We start from the raw sequence: 18248 nt of genomic DNA, 5'->3' as shown, positions 1-18248 counted from the left end.
GACCATAGCAAGAGTGAACCACCTGATCCCTTCCCGAACTCAGAAGTGAAACCTCTTAGCGCTGATGGTAGTGTGGGGTTACCCATGTGAGAGTAAGTCATCGCCAGCTCATTATTCCAAACACCCCAATCTCAAAAGAGATTGGGGTGTTGCTTTATGCACGGAATAAAGGCGAAGTTTAATCACAATTCTTTAGAGATGAGATGTGTATAAAATATAAACTAAAGGAAAATGGATCAGAAAACTATTTAAAGAAGTATAGAAGAGCTAACTTTAATTAAGTAAACTCTTCCAAGAATAATTATTTCAATTGTCTACGTGCATGTTTTAGAGCAGTGCGTAAGCCCTCTTCAAGAGTAGGATGATAAAAAGGTTTTTCTAATATATCTTTTAAAGTTAATTCTTCACCAATGATCCAGCTTAATAGGTGAGCCATATGCTCTGTCGCCTCGGTAAATAACTCGGCACCAAGCAGTTTTTGGCTTTCTCGTTCTATATAAACTTCAATAGCTCCTTTATTTTTTCCAAGAACGATAGCTCTTCCTTGTCTTTCATAAGATGCTTCACCTGTGACAAACTCTACTCTATTATCTGTTAGCTGTTTATAACTTTGCCCTACAATTGCCATTTCTGGATGACTAAACACTATTCCTAATGGAGTGAGCCTCTTAACTGATTTAACTTGTGGATAATTCAGACAGTTATGAACAACTTTTTTTCCTTCATGTGCAGCTTCATGTTGTAGCGGCGTTGAAGTATAAGCATCCCCAGCAATAAAAATTGGATAGTTATCTAGTTGTTTTGTTTTAGCATTTATAGGTAATAACTTAATATCCTGAAAAGATTTATCAATATTCTCTAATTTTAGTGTATCTAGTAAGCTTGAACGGCCTGTTGCAGATAATACATACTCAGCTTGAATAGACTTTTCTCTTTCATCAATTTTATAATTTAATATAATGCCATCAGAAGTAGATTTTACTTTGGTCGGTAATGTCTCAAATAAAAAGTTTAACTCTTTACTTAACTCTTCTTGAGCAAGTTGCTGTAATTTAGAGCTAGTAAATATTCCAATTCTTTTACTACGAGCAAATATAGTTGTTTCTACTCCTAACCGATGCATAGCTTGTGCGATCTCAAGAGCAATTACTCCACTTCCAATAACGGCAATAGATTTAGGTAGAGTATCTAATTCAAATATTTGGTCTGTGGTAATAAGGCGACCACCTAATTCTTGTTTCCATGTTTGATCATAATTAGGAGTGGAACCAACTGCCAGAATAAAGCTTTTTGATTGGTATTGTTTACCATTCACTTCAATAGTTTCCGAATCAATAAAATGTGCTTTACCTGAAATTTTATGTTCAGTTGGCCATTGCTCTACATCTTTAAGAGTTGCCTTCGTAAAACGGTCACGTAAGGTTCTTACATGCTCCATAACCTGATCAGTATTGATATCTACGGAAGCACTCAATCCAACTTCTTGAGTATTTTGGATGTCATACATACGATTTGCTGTAGAGATGAGAACTTTACTTGGCATACACCCTACACGTGCGCAAGTGGTATCCCATGGCCCATTATTTATAATTAAAATATTATTGGTATGTTTAACGGCTTCTTTATAAGCGCTAATACCAGCAGTACCTGCGCCGATGATAATTATATCGAACATTATAAATCCTAATATCTATAAGTTTTTTATTTAATAAGTTACATAATAGAACACAATGTAATTTATGTTTACAGAGTGTGGTGAATATGATTACACTAATAATATAAATAATTAAAAAATCTTATACCTTTAGGAAAGATTGGGGAAATGAAAAGTATGTATAAAAAACAACTTACCTTGAAGTTGTCGGCTATAGCTGTGTCAATTATGTTAGCAAGTTGTGGCGGGGGCGGTGGTGATGGTTATTACCAGAATGGTTCATCAAATAGTAGTAATTCCTCATCTGGAAGTAATAATAGTGGATCGCAGCAAGCGACTGCTACAGCTTTAAAGATAGAACTAGATAAATTATCAGTTGCTGCAACGAATGATACTTTAACTGTTACTGTTAGAGCTCTAGATATAAATAAAGGTGGTGTTGCTGGTACTAAAGTTAGTTTGGCATTAGTTGATCCAACAAATAATGTATCTATAGAAGGAGTATCAACTCAAACTACAGATGCAGCAGGTAATGCTGTATATATTATAAAAACACCAAAAACATCGAGTTCCATAAATGATTTAGTGAAAAATGGTTTTAAATTAATTGCTTCTACAAATAATGGTACGCTTACTCAAGAGCAGACTGTGACAGTCACAGGTAGTAATAGTACTGCTGAAGCTGATACCACGAGTATCGTATTGTTTGACGCTACAAAGACCTCTTTAAATGTTAGAGGTGATCAAACAACTGTTACATTAACAGCTGTAGATGCAAATGGTGCAACTTTAGCAAACCAAGCGATCACACTTAAAGTTAAAAACTCAGTCTCAAACGGTGTTAGATTTACACCAAATGCGACTCAAACTGATGCAAATGGTCAGATCACCTATACGTTATCGTTTAATGAAAATCAAAGATCTTCATTATATAGCGCTGCTCAATTTGTAACAGATGATCTTGTTTTAGAAGCTAATTTTGGTCAATCAACAAAAATTTATACATATAAACTTGATGTTGTTAATTCTGATGTACCAGTAGCAGTAGGAGCTATTGCTGTAGCATATAATCCGACTACAATGGAAGACTCGAGTGATGGAGTTTACTACTATAAAAATATCTCAGTACAAGTGACTGATGTTGATGGTAAGCCAATACCAAATCAAGATGTAATAATGGGTGTTAATGCTCTTGCCTATTATAAAGGAGCATTTGATTTTGTTGATACTTCTATTCCAGTTGACGGTAAACCAGATGAATATTTACCAGTTATTAGATCAGCGTGTACAGCACCAGTTCAAGCTGTAAATATGAATGGTGAAGTTATTAACCAATTAAAACCGCTTAAAGAAAATTCTACAGTTCAGGTTGTATCATATATTAATAGTGCTGGTACCGCTGCAACCAACAATAAATACACAACAGATGGGAATGGTCGCTTTGACCTTAAGATTCAATATCCTAAAATTTATGCATCGTGGTTAACGGTTCAGTTAACTGCTAAATCTACAGTTTCGGGAAGTTTAATCAAAGGCTCTACATCTCTTACTTTAGATTACTTGAAAAAGGATGTGACTGTGAGTGATCATATTGCCCCGAATATAGGAAGCCCATATGGGTTAGATCCAAACTGTTCAAATGGTAATTAATATAAAAAGAAGCAGCATTTAAGCTGCTTCTTTTTTAGAGTTGTGTTCCCATACTGACACCTACAGTAGGTCGAACCTGCATAGATGAGCATGCACTAAGAATAAGGCAACTTACCAGTAAGAATATAAGTTTATTCATAATAAAACTGAAAAATTTAAAGTGATTTGAATACTTTAGCTGAAGACTATTTATATATCTGTTGAATTGATGCAGTCATATATATTCTTTTTATTAATGAAAGCTCTACTTTTAAATAAAAATAGAGCTTCTGGTTAGCTCGTTCAATAATTTAATCGTCTAACAAATCCATTTGTTTGGCTAATTGATAAAGATTGTTTGAACGGTTTCCTGTACGGCAAAACATAAGAACAGGTTTTGGAAGTTCATTATAGTGATTTGCAAAAGTACGGACATCAAGCTCAGTAATTTGACCTGCAACTACAGGTTGATAAACGTAATCTAGACCTGCTTGACGTGCTGCTTCTTCAATTTGAGCACTTGTTGGTTGTTCTGGACCACCTTCCATGTCAGGGCGGTTATTGATAATAGATTTAAATCCTTTTTCGACAACTTGGTCTACATGTTCTGGACCAATTTGACCTGCGAAACCAACATTATCTGACATTTCGTCACTCCAAAATTTAATAAAACCTCTTATGCTGTATCATAGCATTAAGCTTAACCTGAGATACAAGACACTAAAACGTTGTTCCTACATAGATAAAATTTATGTAAAAGAACAGCTATAGATTTTTAAAAGGCGATCAGGATGTTTTTTGTAAATTCATTACTTCGACCATAATGCCACGGAGCACATATGCACGCTTATACGGTTGAGCCTTTATATGTTCCATGTGATCAGGAAATGATCGCAGCTGACTTTTATATTCCAAAAACAAATAATAAATCCGCGGTAATTATCATGGCACATGGTTTTGCCGGCTTACGTCAATTCAAGCTTATCCAATATGCGCAGCGTTTCGCTCAGGCAGGCTATGCTGTTATTTTATTTGATTATCGATATTGGGGTGGGAGTACAGGTAAGCCCCGAGAGATGATTTCTATCAACTCTCAGCTTGAAGATTGGAAGACCATTATTCAATACGCCTCCACTTGTAAACTTATAGATAATCGAAGAATTGTTTTGTGGGGCACATCTTTAAGTGGGGGGTATGCTTTAAGTCTAGCTTCTGAACTGAAAAATATTCAGGCCATTATGGTACAAATTCCATATGTAGACGGTGCTGAAACAGCAAAACTATATCCCTTACAGCGTTACCCTCAAGCTTTGAAGCTATCGAGCCAAGATTATATGGGTTCAAAAATGGGCCTTAATCCAAAGAGATTACCTGTTGTTGATCAACTTAAATTATGTTTTATGCCAACAGCAGATAGTTACTATGGGTATTTATCGATTGTAAATCCAGATTATTATTGGAGTGGAGAAGTTCCTGCACGCGTCTTTTTTAATTTGATGCGTTACCGTCCAATTCAACTCGTACGTCAGATTAATATTCCAGTTTTATTTATTGCTGCTCAGCATGATTCTTTAATTCCAATTGAGTCTAGTCGTGAAGCTGCAACCAATATTGCTCCTTTTGTGAGTTATCATGAGTGGGATATGAAACATTTTGATATCTATCACGGTTCATGGTTTGAAAAAGCAGTGACGACCCAATTAGAATTTTTACATCAGCATATAGGAGTGATGTAAATGATTATTGTATGTGCATCGTGTGGTGCAAAAAATAGAGTTCCAGAGGAAAAACTTAGTGCGCAACCGAGTTGTGGCCAATGCCATCAGCCATTACTTCCGCTTGCGCCGATTGAGTTAAATGAACAAAACTTTAGTAACTACATCACAAATAGTGATCTGCCTATTTTGATAGATTTATGGGCAGAATGGTGTGGACCTTGTAAAATGATGGCGCCACATTTTGCACAAGTTGCAAAACAAAATCCACGTGTCATTTTTGCCAAGATTAATACCGAAGAGTCTCCTCGCTTAAGCCAAGCATTTAATGTGAGAAGTATTCCTACGCTTGTATTAATGAATAAAACCACAGAAGTTGCTCGAATGAGCGGTGCATTACGCGCGCCCGAATTGCAACAGTGGCTAGATCAACAACTTCAAACGAATTTCGGGAGCTAAGGTGTCAGAAGCTTATACCAAACCAGAAGGAATTTTATCCTTACAAACGATTGCCATGCCAGCAGATACAAACTGGAGTGGTGATGTGTTTGGTGGGTGGATCGTGTCACAAATGGACTTGGCTGGAGCAATTCACGCAGAGCGTTTTAGTCGTGGACGCTGTGCCACGATTTCCATTAATCAGATGACCTTTTTGGTTCCGGTAAAAGTAGGCTTTGTCATTAGCTGCTATACCAAAATCTTAAAAGTAGGTAATACGTCTATTCAAATGCAAATTGAAGTTTGGGATAGTCATGATGATTCTCGTGCTCCAATTCGTATTACCGAAGGTGTTTTTACCTTTGTCGCTGTTGATGTAAAAGGTAATAAGCGTCAGATTCCAGAAGAAGCGAAACAAAAGTTTTTAGAAACTCAATAAAATATTTAAAGCCTGAATATAAGTATTCAGGCTTTAATTTCTATAACTAAAACATTGTATTAGAGTTTTTACTTTGCTCTGGAATGTTTTGTATCACATCCCAATGCTCTACAATTTTTCCATTTTCTACACGGAAAATATCAATAATTGCTCGGCCTCGGTCTTTTTCGTTTTCAGTCGAATGGACATGTAAAACGACAAGATTACCTTCAGCAATCGTACGTTTAATCTCATTTTTAGCTTGTGGATTTTTTTGGAATTTCTCAGTGAAGAAATTAACAAAAGGAGCTTTCCCATCAGGAACGTTGGGATTGTGCTGAATATATTGATGGCCAATATAACGGTCGGCATATTCTTTAACTTGATGTTTTAAAAAGACACCTTCATAAAAGTCGACTACTATTTTTTTATTTTGAGCACTTATTTTATCGATTGTTTCAGTTTTTGATTGAACAATTTTATTGGTTTTATTTGTGGGGTCGGCAGCGTAAGTCGTAATTGATGTAAATATGAAACTAGTAAATAACGAGGATAGAATCAATATTTTTTTCATTGTGACCTCAAGATATAAAATTGTAATTTTTATATCTTGAGGTAAATAACAATCTAAAAATATTTTAGATTAGTTATCATTTCTTACGTTTAGGTAACCATGCCCAAAGCATTTGGCATTGGATTGGTTCATTACCTGCATCATCAATAACTGTAACTGGAATAACAAGTTCACCTTTCTCATGATCAGCAATATATTTTTGCTGTTCTGTAGAGAGGGTAGCTGTTGCTGTTAAACCGCCTTCAACCACTTTTAAATAATCAACATGCAATGATTTGATTAATAAAATGCGGTTATCAGGAATATGTAAACCTGTTAAAAAACCTGTTGCGGTCTCTGCCAAAAGTGCCATTGCAGCAGCATGCACACCTTTAATATGGTTCTGCATGTTTTTCTGGTTTTCTAAGCGAACAGTCACATGGTTTACATCTACTTCCAGATAGCGAATATTGGCTGCACCCACCATTGGCACAATACGGCCAAATGCCTTACTCCAAAGCGTACTTCGAACACCTTTAGGAAATTTTGAAGTTGCTTTTACCAGTTTTAATAGTCGATTGGATTGAGACATGGGATTACCTTAACTTTGAATGTCGCTAAAAGATATTAATCTTTAAAGTTATTAAACTGTAATGGCACACCGAATTGTTGTTCACGTAAAAAAGTCATGACTTGTTGCAAAGTGTCACGTTTTTTATCGGTCACACGGATTTTGTCGCCTTGAATAGAAGATTGCACTTTAACGCCGCTTTCTTTAATGGCTTTATTAATTTTTTTTGCTGTATCAGAGTCAAGACCATCTTTAAGCTTAATCACTTGTACAAAATTTTTACCTGAGGCAGCAGCCTTTTGTGGATCAAGTGCCTGCACATCAATTTTACGTTTATAAAAATGGTTTTCTAACATGTTATAAACTTGCTCACACTGGAAATCACTTTCTGTACTGATTTTAATCTCTTTATTTTTTTCGTTTAATTCGATAGAAACATCATGACCACGGAAGTCAAAGCGTGTTGCAATCTCTTTTTGTGTGTTTTGAACCGCATGATTAACTTCAAATAACTCTAATTCAGAAACAATATCGAAAGAAGGCATAGTTTAGACCTTTACAAAGTGAAAGAATATTTGAGATGCTAAGAGGGTTTTCTTCATTTGCCAAGTGTTGTTTACATCAAAGGAGTGCACAATGATCCGTAAACAAGAAATTACAACATTTGAGTTCCCAGAAAATGCTGTTATCTGGGATGTCCGTGATTCAAGTGCTTATGCAGAAGGGCATGTTAAAGGTGCGGTAAGTCGCCCGATTAATGATTTAAATGCTGATATTTTGAACCAGGTCGCTGCGGATCAGCCGATTTATATTTTATGTGGTGGTGGTAGCAAAGCTCCTCGTGCAGCTGAGAAACTAGAAGACTTAGATGCCTCGCGTGAATATGTCGTGCTGATGGGGGGGACGCGTGCAGCTCGTGACGCAGGTTTACCTCTAGAGCAGGGCGCATAAAAAAAGCACCTTCGGGTGCTTTTTTATTGGAACTAAATTTTCTCAAGTGCACTATTGAGATTTAAAATACGATTTCTTCGGTTTAACTTTCTTTTGAAAGCGCTCGGCACTTAATTTCTTTAATAGGCTTTCAGGAACAGGACAAGTCTCACCTAAAATTTGGGCGATAAGTACTTCACTGCAAAGCGGTGCAAATAAAAAGCCCTTTGAACCTAAACCTGCAAAGGTAGAAATACGACTTTCACTCTGCATTTTACCTATCACTGGGAAATAATCTGGGCTTTGGGCCCGAACCGCTGCTCGACCTTGCCATTGTTCTACAGGTGGTAATTGTTTTGCATAAGTAGGGAAGACACTGCGGATTAATTCAAAGTTATGCACATGGTCGTCAATGAGTACGTTTTGATCTTCTCGGTTTGGGTAGAAAGATGCCCCTAAAATGAGTTGAGAAGAGTCAAGCTGCATGCAGTAGCCACCATAGCTATACGCTTCGTGTAAAGGTAGAGGTGCAAAAGAATTATTAACCCAGCTCACTTGTCCACGGATTGGCTTTAAAGGGGGATAGTTCTCAAATAAAGCAGCACTTTCTCGGGCACAGCACACCACAACATGATCTGCCTCTGCAATGATTTCATCATTCGTTTTCAATTGAACTTTATTTTCAAAAGAAACAAGTGCTGTGATATTAGCAATTTTTAATTCAATACCTGGATGCTGCAAAATTTCATCACGTAACTGGTGTGGAGAAACTGCTCCGGCCTCGCTTAATACAATGTGTGGATAGTTCGATTCAAGTGAGCTTGTTTGATGCGTAACAATATCAGCAGGATATTGATCAGCAAGATCGAGAAGATCTTGGGCATTTTTTAATGCCATTTGCTGTATTTGAATTGGGCGAAATGCTTGAAAGTTTTTATAGAAATTCAGCGCATGTTGCCAGCTTAAAGTCATCAGGTGCTCATGACTTTGTTCAATTGGGCATAGTTTTGGATTGAGCAATGCTAAAGGGTTGCCAGAAGCTCCTGATAAAGGCGCTGTACGCTCGAATAGAGTAACTTGGTGCCCACGTTCAGCAAAAGCCCATGCTGTGCTTAAACCAGCAATCCCTGCGCCAATAACGGCAATATGCTGCCGTGTAAAATTGAAAGTATGGTTATCTGGTTCTAGTGCGGTGTCTTCACTTAAAGGTGCTCTCCAAACTGCTTTAAGCATTTCACGTTTATGCCCGAAGCCACGAGGACGTGAAATATCAATGCCATGAGCTTTTAGTCCACGTTTGAGAACACCAGCTACACTAAACGAGGCAAAGGTAGTGCCATAGTCAGAAAGACGTACAATATTGTTTAAAACGTTTTGTTCCCACATATCTGGATTACACGAAGGTGCAAATCCATCTAGGAACCAAGCATTCACTGCTTTCGTTTTTACCATACTTGGAAAAATATCTTGCGCATCTCCTAGCCATAGATCGATGCTAAAACGTTCTTCTGGAAAATTTAAACGATGGCAACCTGCGATAGGCAAGGGATATTGTTCAATAAGTTGTTTCGCAAGTGGCTTAAGTTCATCCCATACATCGAGTGCACGGATGAGATCTGCTTTGCTTAAAGGAAATTTTTCTACGCTAATTGCATGTAAATGGCTATGGTTGTGGGGACGGACCTGCTGCCAAAGCTGCCAGAGTGCAAGAATATTTAAACCAGTACCAAACCCAGTTTCTCCTACACTAAAATATTCAAAGTCTTGTAAATTGGCTAATCGTTCTGATAGATCATTGCCATTTAAAAATACATGTCTTGTTTCAAGCAGACCATTATCTTTAGAAAAATAGACATCACCAAATTGTTTGGAAATGGGAACCTCAATACCATCAATAGATTCCCAATCCAGCTCAGCAGTTTGTATACGGTTTGATTTGTTCATTCGGTTTAATAAGTCGCTCAGAATTACCACTGACGACGACGTTTGGTGTAAACATAACTCGCAATAAAGAAGCCAAGCAGTACGCCACCTGCTAGTGTTACTGCGCCATATAAGAACATTTGTGCGCTACGTTCACTTTGTAAAACTTGTACCTGAACAGACAAGTTATCGTTCTTTAGCTGTAACTCTTGGTTTTGTGCAAGTGCTTCAAGGTTTGCATGTTCTAACTGTTTTAGACGAGATGCTTGATCTTGAACTAATGCTTTGATTTTTGCATCTTGCTGCTGCTTATTTTTTGCGATTTGTTCTGCTGTAAGCGGCTGTGTTGTGGCTGCCGTCGTGGTAGCCGCCGGTTTAGCTACAGTTGCAGAAGTAGGTGCTGGTTTGGCAGCCTGAGTTGAAGGTGCAGTGGGTGGTGTTGCTGGTGTCGCAGCAGGTTCAACTGCTCCGGCAGTTGAACATATCAAACACAAGCCAAGAAAGCTTTTGGTTGCAAACTGCATGCGTTTACCCTTTTGGAAATGCTTTATTAAACGGTTTGACATCAATATGGCTATAAATGCCTTCTTTCAAAAATGGTTCTTCTTTTAACCATTCATCTAAAGCTTCACGGCTATCAAACTCTACAATCATAGTACTACCGTAAAAACCAGCCTGTGGATCATTCGGATCTTTTGGCATAGCTCCAGCGGCAACAAGACGACCTTCATCATCAAGTTTTTGTAAACGTTCGATATGTTGAGGGCGTACTGCTAAACGTTTCTCTAGAGTTCCTTCGTTATCGGTACAGCTTAGAACAAAAAAAGGCATGTCATCGTATCTCTATAATCAAACCGAAATCACATTAAGCATCTGTTGACTTAAAATGTTTGCGTAAAATAATGAACTGAATAATGATAAATGAAAACATGACAATCATGTCACCAAATGCAGTAAATTCACCCCAATATTTTCCGCCATGAAATAAAAACGCGAAGAAAATATGTAAACCGGACATGACGACAAACATAGCTGCCCAAGCGAAATTTAAATTTTTCCAACCTTTTTCACTTAGCTCTAAAATTGGATCAAATAAACGTTTAATGAGAGGTTTACGTTCCTTACCAAACCAAGGTGAAACCAAGAAAGCACCAGCAAATACCAAGTTCAAAATCGCAGCTTTTAAGCGAATATAAAAATCATCGCTTAACATAAGTGTAATGCCACCAAAAATAACGGTCATAAACAGTACAATCCACTGCTGTTTATCTAAACGGAATTTTTGGATAACAAACAAAGCGCCATACACGATAAGCATTGAAATAATTAAGCCTGTTGTAGCGACCAGAATATTATTGTTATTTACACCGCCAGCGGAACCGATCAGTTTAAGCAAGGGGTGATGTGCATTCGCAGGATCAACAGTTTTATATAAATAGAAGAAAATAATTAATGGAACAAAGTCCAGAAGTGCTTTCATGTTAGAGTATCTGATCAGGTTTGGTGAATGGCATAGTATAAAAGATGCAAGGCATAGATTTACATACACATAGCAATATTTCTGATGGAACTTTGTCTCCGGAATTGCTGGTGCAAGCTGCTGTGGATGTGAAGCTGCATACCTTGGCGCTCACTGATCACGATACAATGGATGGTTTGCAGCGTGCAAAAAATGCTGCACAAGCCCATGATTTAAAAATCATTTCTGGTGTAGAGATCTCCAGCCAATGGTCTAGGCCAAGTACAAAAAAAAGCTATGGCGTGCATATTGTGGCTTTAAACATGCAAGATGAAGCACCAATTTTGGAAGCATTAGAACAACAAAAAAGAATTAGAGCACAAAGAGCAGAAGTCATTTGTGAACTGTTAAAAAAGTGTATTGGTTTTGATATTTATCAAGATGTACTCGATAAAGTTGAAAATCAGCCAGATCGTATTACCAGAACCCACATTGCCAAAACCTTGGTTGAAAAGAATGTGGTGAGCCGTCCTCAACAAGCTTTTGACCGTTTTTTAAAGGAAGGTAAACGCGCCTTTGTAAAGTTTGAAGGCTTGGGTTTACAAGAAACAATAGAGGTCATTCATAACAGTAAAGGCTTGGCAGTTTTAGCTCATCCAACTCGTTATGACCTATCGGCAACCAATACGCGTTATTTGATTGAGTTATTTGCGAGTTGTGGTGGTGACGCCGTGGAGTTACCGCCACCTGTAGATCCTTTATCTACTCGCCAAATGATTGATCGTATGATTGATCAGCATCATTTGGCTGTTTCAATTGGTAGTGATTTCCATGGAGAAAATATGCCATGGATTAAATTGGGTAACACCCCTAAGCCAAAGACTGACCAGCAGGGTATTTGGGAGCGTTTTCTTTAATAGCGCTCTAGAGTAAGTTGTTATCTTGAGCTTGAATTGGAGGAGGCGTTGGTTTACCCAGCGTTCCTAAAAGTTCAATTTCAATACTACGTACCATTGCATCTAAGGGTAAGTCATTACTTTGAGTACCGAAAGGCTCTTCGATTTCAGAGCTTAGAGCATCTAGACCTAAGAATGTGTATGCCAAAATTCCGACCAGTAGAGGTGTTGCTAATCCAAGTAAAGAACCCAAACTAAATGGCAACATAAAGCAGAAAAAGTAAACAGTGCGGTTGAGCAAAACTGAATAAGCAAAAGGAATAGGAGTGTTTGCAATACGGTCACAGCCAGTCTGTACCACACTTAAATCTGCAACATTCTTATTCATTTGAGCATAAATAATATCTGAGATTTCACCTTCTTTAAGCGCTTGTAATAATTCCCATTGAATAAGGCTAAGTGTATATTGCGGCGCGTTATTCTGTTGGTATAGCTGGGTCAATGCTTGTTGGCTCATGCCACTGGTTTGTATTAACTCGGTTGGGTTGGCTGTTTGGCGGCGTAAGCGGTCACGTAACACATTTGCAAACACAATAACGTGGTGAATGACTCGTTCACGGCGAGCCTGAGTTAAAATACGACAGTCGCGGTCAAAGTGTCGTGAAGTCGCAATGAGTACACCCCATAGTTTCCGAGCTTCCCACCAACGGTCATAACATGCCGTATTTTTAAAGCCTAAAAAAATAGAAAGTACAACGCCAATTAAGGTGAAGCCAACTAAAGGAATTTCTGGAAAACGGTAGAGATTAATATATTCAACCCCACCAATGATTGCCGAAATCAGCATTACCACCCCTAAAGAGGGCAAAATTTTTGGTAATATCGTCCCTCGCCAAGAGAATAAAACTTTAAAAATACTGGGCTGTTCACGAACAATCATTTTATTTTAAACGTCGCTATTTTTGTTTTTGATATTCTAAGCTTAGTGAAGCTTTGTCAATATCATTGAACGGCTATTGTGGTAGGGTTGAGCAGTTGTTGTTCAGCAAATGAAAAGCTACCTTCTTGTGAGATAATAAAATGGTCTAATAAACGTATTTCAACCAGCTGACAAGCCTGCTGAAGTTGCTTTGTGAGTTTAATATCTTCAGGAGATGGCTGTGCAGAACCAAATGGGTGATTATGTGCTATCACTAATTGGCAAGCATGTTGTTGTAAGGCATAACGTAAGGTTTGATTCACTGAAACGGCACAGTGCTGAACTGATCCAAAAAATAACTTTTTAAAATGCAGTTTCCGTAATTCGGCATCTAAGCAAAGTACTGCGAAGACTTCTTGTTTCTCACCTTTTAATTCATAACGCAGATAATCTAGAACCAAATGAGAAGAATGAAGGCTTAGCTCAGTTTGACTAAAATGATAATCGAGATAACGCCGTCCAAGCTCTTTTACGGCCAATAATTGGGAATACTTGGTGGCTCCAATACCGTTAAATTGAGCTAATTCATTGAAAGATGCATCGAAAACAGCATTGAGGCTTCCAAATTTTTGAATCAGTAAGCGTGCGAGTTCAACTGCTGAATGTTGGCGTGAACCTGAGCGAAGAAAGATCGCAAGTAATTCAGAGTCAGAGAGGCTTTGAGGGCCTTGTTGTAATAACCGTTCTCTTGGCCGTTCTTGTTCTGGCCAATTTTTAATAGAAGTATTCATATTCCCCAGCAATATTCTGCTTAAAATTTTATTTTGTTTGCCCAATCAATCTTGGGTCTGCGCGTATTTAATGCTATTGTGAGCGCCACTGCAACAGAAAGGTATCCTGTTCGTGAGCTTTGATTTAAGTGTTATTCCTCATAAAAACATTGTTTTAGCTGTTACAGGTGGGATTGCTGCCTATAAGAGTGCCATTCTGGTCCGTCGTCTTAAAGATTATGGCTTTGACGTTCGGGTTGTGATGACACACGGAGCTCAAGCATTTATTACCCCTCTAACGTTTCAGGCTCTTTCTGGAAACCCTGTACATACCGAGCTTTTAGACCCTGAGGCTGAAGCTGGAATGGGTCATATTGAATTGGCTCGTTGGGCTGATTTGTTACTGGTTGCTCCAGCAAGCTGTGACACCTTGGCTAAGTTTGCTAATGGTTTGGCAGATGACTTACTCAGTACTTTGTTTTTAGCGACTAAAGCACCTGTGTGGGTTGCACCAGCAATGAACCAGCAAATGTGGGCTGCAAAAGCAACTCAGCGTAATTTGCAAACGCTAGTTGAAGATGGCGTGCATGTGATTATGCCGGATTCAGGTGAACAGGCTTGTGGTGATGTCGGTTTAGGCCGTATGCCAGAACCAGAAGAAATTGCCCGTCAAGTCGCTGGTTATTTCCATCAAGCCCAACGTGCCATTGCTGAAAAATTTGGTTTGTTGGCAGGTAAGCGAGTTGTGATTACTGCTGGACCAACACGTGAAGCGATTGACCCAGTTCGTTATATCTCAAACCATAGTACTGGAAAAATGGGATTTGCTTTAGCGGCTGCATGTTATGCTGCAGGGGCAAAAGTCACTTTAGTTGCCGGACCTGTAAGTTTAGATACACCAAACGGTGTTCAACGTGTCAACGTTGCATCTGCACGACAAATGTTGGATGTCAGCATGAACTCACTTGAGACTGGTTGCGACATTTTCATTGCGACAGCAGCAGTCGCCGATTATCGCGTTGCGGAAGTGGCTGAGCACAAGATTAAGAAAGCAGGGGATGAGCTGAATGTTTCCCTTGTGAAAAATCCGGATATTGTGGCAACCATCGCAGCTCAGGAAAAACGTCCATTTATGGTGGGCTTTGCTGCCGAAACGCAGAATGTTGAAGAATATGCAGCAGGTAAACTGGTTGCTAAAAAACTAGACATGATTGCGTGTAACGATGTTTCTCGTGCTGATATTGGTTTTGCTTCGGATGAAAATGCGATGACTGTTTTCTTTGCTGAAAGCTACCATATGAAAAAGCGTGAGTTAGAAAAAGCATCGAAGCAAGAAATTTCTCAACAACTGGTTGAGGCTATTTCAGATGCTTTACGCCGTAAATAAGTTTTGAGCTTAATAAAAAAACCGCGAATAAATCGCGGTTTTTTTATATATCTTGGTTTAATAATCAAGGAATTTCATCTTCAAATTCAGGTTTAACCTGAACAATGAAGTCTTGACGGTTAAGACCACGCCACAACGCAAATGCTGTACCGATATAAATTGAAGAGTAAGTTCCGACAAAGACACCCACAAACATTGCAACAGAGAACCAATGTAAGCCATCACCACCCAAGAACATCATTGCGAGTACAACAAGCAATAAGGTCATTGAGGTATGGATGGTACGACGTAAAGTCTCAGTTAAAGCAATATCAACGATTTCACGTGGAGTCGCGCCGCGAATCTTACGGAAGTTTTCACGGATACGGTCTGAAACCACGATGTTATCGTTAAGCGAGAAGCCAATCACCGCGAGTACAGCAGCTAAAACTGTAAGGTCAAATGGCCATTGGAATAATGCAAATGCACCAATAATAATGATGATGTCATGGAATAAAGACATTACGGCACCCATCGCGAGTTTAAACTCAAAGCGAATGGTCACGTAGATCAACATTAAGATCAGCGCAAGAGCAACCGCTCCAGCCGAACGAACATAAAGCTCATTACCAACCTGACCGCCTACAGAGTCCACTTTATGAACTTCGGCAGCGTTATTTGGTAATTGCACAGCTTTGGTAATCGCGTTATTAAGATCTTCAACCTTAACTTCTTGTACCGGCATACGCACGAGTAAGTCTTTATTACTACCTAGCGTTTGTACTACTGCATCTTTAAAACCAGCTTTGTCGAGTGCCTGAATAACGTCAGACTGATTTGCTGGTTGCGCATAGTTAAGCTCGGCAGAAACACCACCTGTAAAGTCCAAACCTAAGTTAAGACCTTTAGTCGCGATAAAGAAAATACTCGCTAAAGTAATAAGGATCGAGAAGATTGCTGCTGGTTTAGCAATCTTCATGAACGGGATGATTTTTGCATCATCCGGACGACCATATTGTTTTGAAGGCTGTTGAGTCACTTTAGTCATCATAGATCTCCTTAAATGCTCAACTTTTTCAAATTACGGCGTTTACCATAAATGAGCTGTACGATTGCACGTGTTACTGTAATTGCAGTAAACATCGAACATACAATACCAATCATTAATGTTACGGCGAAACCTTTAATCGGGCCTGTACCAATTGCAAACAGAATGAAAGCAACGAGGAACGTGGTTAAGTTCGAGTCAAAGATGGTGTTATAGGCTCGATCATAACCTGCCACAATGGCCTGTTTGGGTGAGGCACCCCAGAGCATTTCCTCTCGAATACGCTCACATATCAGTACGTTGGCATCGACCGCCATACCAATGGTAATAACGATACCAGCAATACCTGGTAAGGTGAGGGAAGCCCCTATCCAAGACATCACGGTTAAAATCATTGCCAAGTTAAATACAAGCGCAAAGTTCGCAATTAAACCGAATACGCGGAAGAATACGACCATCCAGATTGCGACAAGTAAGAAACCGATTTGAGTTGAGAGTACACCTTTATCAATGTTTTCTTGACCAAGGCTTGGACCAACAACACGTTCTTCAACGAAGTACATTGGCGCAGCTAAAGCACCAGCACGCAGCATTAATGCAAGTTCAGATGCTTCTTGAGGAGAACTTAACCCAGTAATACGGAAAGTTGAACCTAAAACAGCTTGAACAGTTGCAGCATTAATGACGACAGACTCTGTATATGGCGTACGAACTTCTGTTTGAGCACCAGTTTTTGGATCTGTAACGTAGCTAATCTTTTGCTTGTTTTCGATGAACAATACCGCCATGCGTTTACCAACAGCATTACGGGTTGCATCTGACATGAGCTTACCACCAGCACTGTCGAGCGTAATATTTACTTCGGCACCGCCAGAGTCTTGGCTAAAGCCAGAGCTCGCATTTTGAACACGTTCACCAGTCAAGATACGGTTACGTTGCAACAAAAGTTGACGACCGCTATCTAAAGATTGATAAGCAAAAACTTCTGTACCTGGAGGTAAAGGTTGACCGTTATATTTACCCGTATATGGGTCAATATATTGATCATTTAAGTCAGATACCAAACGGAATTCGAGGTTAGCAGTACGGCCTAAAACACGTTTAGCTTCTGCTGTATCTTGAACACCCGGTAATTCAACGACAATACGGTTGCTACCCTGACTTTGTACTAATGCTTCTGCAACACCAAGTTCGTTAATACGGTTACGTAGTGTTGTTAAGTTCTGATTAACTGCATATGCCTGAATTTCTTGACGACGTACATCGGTATAAGAGAGTTTTAAGGTGGAACCTGTCGTGCTCGCTAATGCCTGTTGGGTATATTCATTACCATTACGGCGTAAAAAATCCATTGCTGCATCACGATCAGCGTTGTCAGCAAATTGAACAGTGATCACATTATTATTTAACGCAAGGTTGTTAAATTTAATTTTGTTTTCACGGAACTGACGACGCAAATCAGTTGCAGAGGTTTCCATACGTTGGGAAATGGCTTTGTCCATATCTACTTCTAGCAAGAAGTGGACACCACCACGTAAGTCCAAACCAAGTTTCATTGGTTTAGCCCCAATTTTTTGCAACCATTCTGGTGTAGTTGGTGCAAGGTTTAGGGCAACAACATATTGATCACCTAAGTCACGGCGTAATACTTCTTTTGCTTTTAATTGCGCTTCAGAAGAGCTGACACGCAAGAGGGCAGCATTATTTGTAAAAGTATTATCGTGGCTCGCAATATTTGCTGTTTTTAAAATTTGCTCTGCTTTTTGCACCACACTTTGATCAATTTGGGTACCAGCTTTGGCACCGGAAATTTGAACTGCGGGCTCATCCGGATATAGACTAGGCAGTGCGTATAATGTACTGACTACCAGAACAACCAGAATCAGTAAATATTTCCATGCAGGGTAACGCATTCGCTTTCTTCTTAAATGAAAAAGCCGTGCTAAAGCACGACTGTTT

The 18248-nt window shown here is 39.0% G+C and carries 20 protein-coding genes and 1 rRNA gene; 8 read left to right on the top strand and 13 right to left on the bottom strand.

Features of this window, described 5'->3' with window-relative positions:
- Positions 1-109 (top strand): 5S ribosomal RNA (gene rrf, locus ACIF8R_RS12550); the annotation flags it as partial.
- A 192-nt stretch (positions 110-301) separates the two neighbouring features.
- Here the strand turns inward: rrf and ACIF8R_RS12545 are convergent.
- The gene (locus ACIF8R_RS12545; RefSeq protein WP_396481088.1) at positions 302-1675 is read right to left on the bottom strand and encodes a dihydrolipoyl dehydrogenase; all 1374 of its coding nucleotides are present in this window, start codon (positions 1673-1675) and stop codon (positions 302-304) included.
- A gap of 147 nt (positions 1676-1822) precedes the next feature.
- Between ACIF8R_RS12545 and ACIF8R_RS12540 the strand changes: the two genes are divergently transcribed.
- Positions 1823-3304: an Ig-like domain-containing protein gene (locus tag ACIF8R_RS12540; RefSeq protein WP_396481086.1), complete on the top strand. Its 1482-nt coding sequence runs from the start codon at positions 1823-1825 to the stop codon at positions 3302-3304.
- Positions 3305-3594: 290 nt separating this feature from the next.
- Here the strand turns inward: ACIF8R_RS12540 and ACIF8R_RS12535 are convergent, their stop codons facing one another.
- Positions 3595-3930 (bottom strand): TIGR01244 family sulfur transferase, encoded by a 336-nt coding sequence (locus tag ACIF8R_RS12535; RefSeq protein ID WP_002051574.1) that lies wholly within the window; start codon positions 3928-3930, stop codon positions 3595-3597.
- A gap of 192 nt (positions 3931-4122) precedes the next feature.
- Here ACIF8R_RS12535 and ACIF8R_RS12530 point away from each other — a divergent pair, with 192 nt between their 5' ends.
- The 3 genes from ACIF8R_RS12530 to ACIF8R_RS12520 are packed head-to-tail and all read left to right on the top strand — an operon-like array spanning position 4123 to position 5875.
- Positions 4123-5019: an alpha/beta hydrolase gene (locus tag ACIF8R_RS12530; RefSeq protein ID WP_039253040.1), complete on the top strand. Its 897-nt coding sequence runs from the start codon at positions 4123-4125 to the stop codon at positions 5017-5019.
- Entirely contained in the window at positions 5020-5457 is a 438-nt protein-coding gene (gene trxC, locus ACIF8R_RS12525) for a thioredoxin TrxC (RefSeq protein ID WP_002051446.1), read from the top strand.
- A gap of 1 nt (position 5458) precedes the next feature.
- Positions 5459-5875 (top strand): acyl-CoA thioesterase, encoded by a 417-nt coding sequence (locus tag ACIF8R_RS12520; RefSeq protein ID WP_002051216.1) that lies wholly within the window; start codon positions 5459-5461, stop codon positions 5873-5875.
- A gap of 46 nt (positions 5876-5921) precedes the next feature.
- Here ACIF8R_RS12520 and ACIF8R_RS12515 read toward each other — a convergent pair whose 3' ends face one another.
- The 3 genes from ACIF8R_RS12515 to ACIF8R_RS12505 form a co-directional block, all read right to left on the bottom strand.
- Positions 5922-6428, bottom strand: a complete 507-nt coding sequence (locus ACIF8R_RS12515; protein WP_396481083.1) for an ester cyclase — start codon at positions 6426-6428, stop codon at positions 5922-5924.
- A gap of 76 nt (positions 6429-6504) precedes the next feature.
- Positions 6505-6999, bottom strand: coding sequence for a DUF4442 domain-containing protein (locus ACIF8R_RS12510; protein WP_396481082.1), 495 nt, complete (start codon positions 6997-6999; stop codon positions 6505-6507).
- A gap of 35 nt (positions 7000-7034) precedes the next feature.
- On the bottom strand, positions 7035-7523 hold the full coding sequence (locus ACIF8R_RS12505) for a YajQ family cyclic di-GMP-binding protein (RefSeq protein WP_002051423.1): 489 nt from the start codon (positions 7521-7523) through the stop codon (positions 7035-7037).
- 91 nt (positions 7524-7614) lie between these two features.
- Here ACIF8R_RS12505 and ACIF8R_RS12500 point away from each other — a divergent pair, with 91 nt between their 5' ends.
- Positions 7615-7929, top strand: a complete 315-nt coding sequence (locus ACIF8R_RS12500; protein WP_002051246.1) for a rhodanese-like domain-containing protein — start codon at positions 7615-7617, stop codon at positions 7927-7929.
- A 51-nt stretch (positions 7930-7980) separates the two neighbouring features.
- Here ACIF8R_RS12500 and mnmC read toward each other — a convergent pair whose 3' ends face one another.
- From mnmC to ACIF8R_RS12480, 4 genes are read right to left on the bottom strand one after another with little or no spacing between them, the layout of a single operon-like run.
- Positions 7981-9852 carry an FAD-dependent 5-carboxymethylaminomethyl-2-thiouridine(34) oxidoreductase MnmC gene (gene mnmC, locus ACIF8R_RS12495; RefSeq protein WP_396481080.1) on the bottom strand — a complete coding sequence of 624 codons (1872 nt, stop codon included), beginning with the start codon at positions 9850-9852 and terminating at the stop codon, positions 7981-7983.
- Between the two features lie 23 nt (positions 9853-9875).
- A complete protein-coding gene (locus ACIF8R_RS12490; RefSeq protein WP_396481078.1) occupies positions 9876-10355 on the bottom strand; it encodes a hypothetical protein in 480 nt (159 codons plus the stop codon).
- A gap of 4 nt (positions 10356-10359) precedes the next feature.
- Entirely contained in the window at positions 10360-10662 is a 303-nt protein-coding gene (locus ACIF8R_RS12485; protein ID WP_002051453.1) for a YciI family protein, read from the bottom strand.
- Between the two features lie 34 nt (positions 10663-10696).
- Positions 10697-11311 carry a septation protein IspZ gene (locus ACIF8R_RS12480; RefSeq protein ID WP_396481076.1) on the bottom strand — a complete coding sequence of 205 codons (615 nt, stop codon included), beginning with the start codon at positions 11309-11311 and terminating at the stop codon, positions 10697-10699.
- Positions 11312-11355: 44 nt separating this feature from the next.
- Here ACIF8R_RS12480 and ACIF8R_RS12475 point away from each other — a divergent pair, with 44 nt between their 5' ends.
- Positions 11356-12207: a PHP domain-containing protein gene (locus ACIF8R_RS12475; RefSeq protein ID WP_396481074.1), complete on the top strand. Its 852-nt coding sequence runs from the start codon at positions 11356-11358 to the stop codon at positions 12205-12207.
- A 7-nt stretch (positions 12208-12214) separates the two neighbouring features.
- On the opposite strand, the gene ACIF8R_RS12470 is transcribed toward ACIF8R_RS12475, so the two are convergent.
- Complete coding sequence (locus tag ACIF8R_RS12470; RefSeq protein ID WP_004711921.1) at positions 12215-13126, bottom strand: bestrophin family protein; 912 nt, start codon at positions 13124-13126, stop codon at positions 12215-12217.
- 62 nt (positions 13127-13188) lie between these two features.
- A complete protein-coding gene (radC, locus tag ACIF8R_RS12465) occupies positions 13189-13908 on the bottom strand; it encodes a DNA repair protein RadC (protein ID WP_396481072.1) in 720 nt (239 codons plus the stop codon).
- Positions 13909-14008: 100 nt separating this feature from the next.
- Between radC and coaBC the strand changes: the two genes are divergently transcribed.
- A complete protein-coding gene (gene coaBC / locus ACIF8R_RS12460) occupies positions 14009-15262 on the top strand; it encodes a bifunctional phosphopantothenoylcysteine decarboxylase/phosphopantothenate--cysteine ligase CoaBC (RefSeq protein WP_004705657.1) in 1254 nt (417 codons plus the stop codon).
- Positions 15263-15326: 64 nt separating this feature from the next.
- On the opposite strand, the gene secF is transcribed toward coaBC, so the two are convergent.
- Positions 15327-16292, bottom strand: coding sequence for a protein translocase subunit SecF (gene secF / locus ACIF8R_RS12455; protein WP_019457463.1), 966 nt, complete (start codon positions 16290-16292; stop codon positions 15327-15329).
- A gap of 8 nt (positions 16293-16300) precedes the next feature.
- The gene (gene secD, locus ACIF8R_RS12450; RefSeq protein ID WP_151760907.1) at positions 16301-18202 is read right to left on the bottom strand and encodes a protein translocase subunit SecD; all 1902 of its coding nucleotides are present in this window, start codon (positions 18200-18202) and stop codon (positions 16301-16303) included.
- Between the last annotated feature and the right edge of the window lie 46 nt (positions 18203-18248).

Source organism: Acinetobacter sp. ABJ_C4_1 (assembly GCF_044538495.1).
Lineage (GTDB): Bacteria > Pseudomonadota > Gammaproteobacteria > Pseudomonadales > Moraxellaceae > Acinetobacter > Acinetobacter nosocomialis_A.
This window is presented reverse-complemented; position numbering and strand designations above follow the sequence as displayed.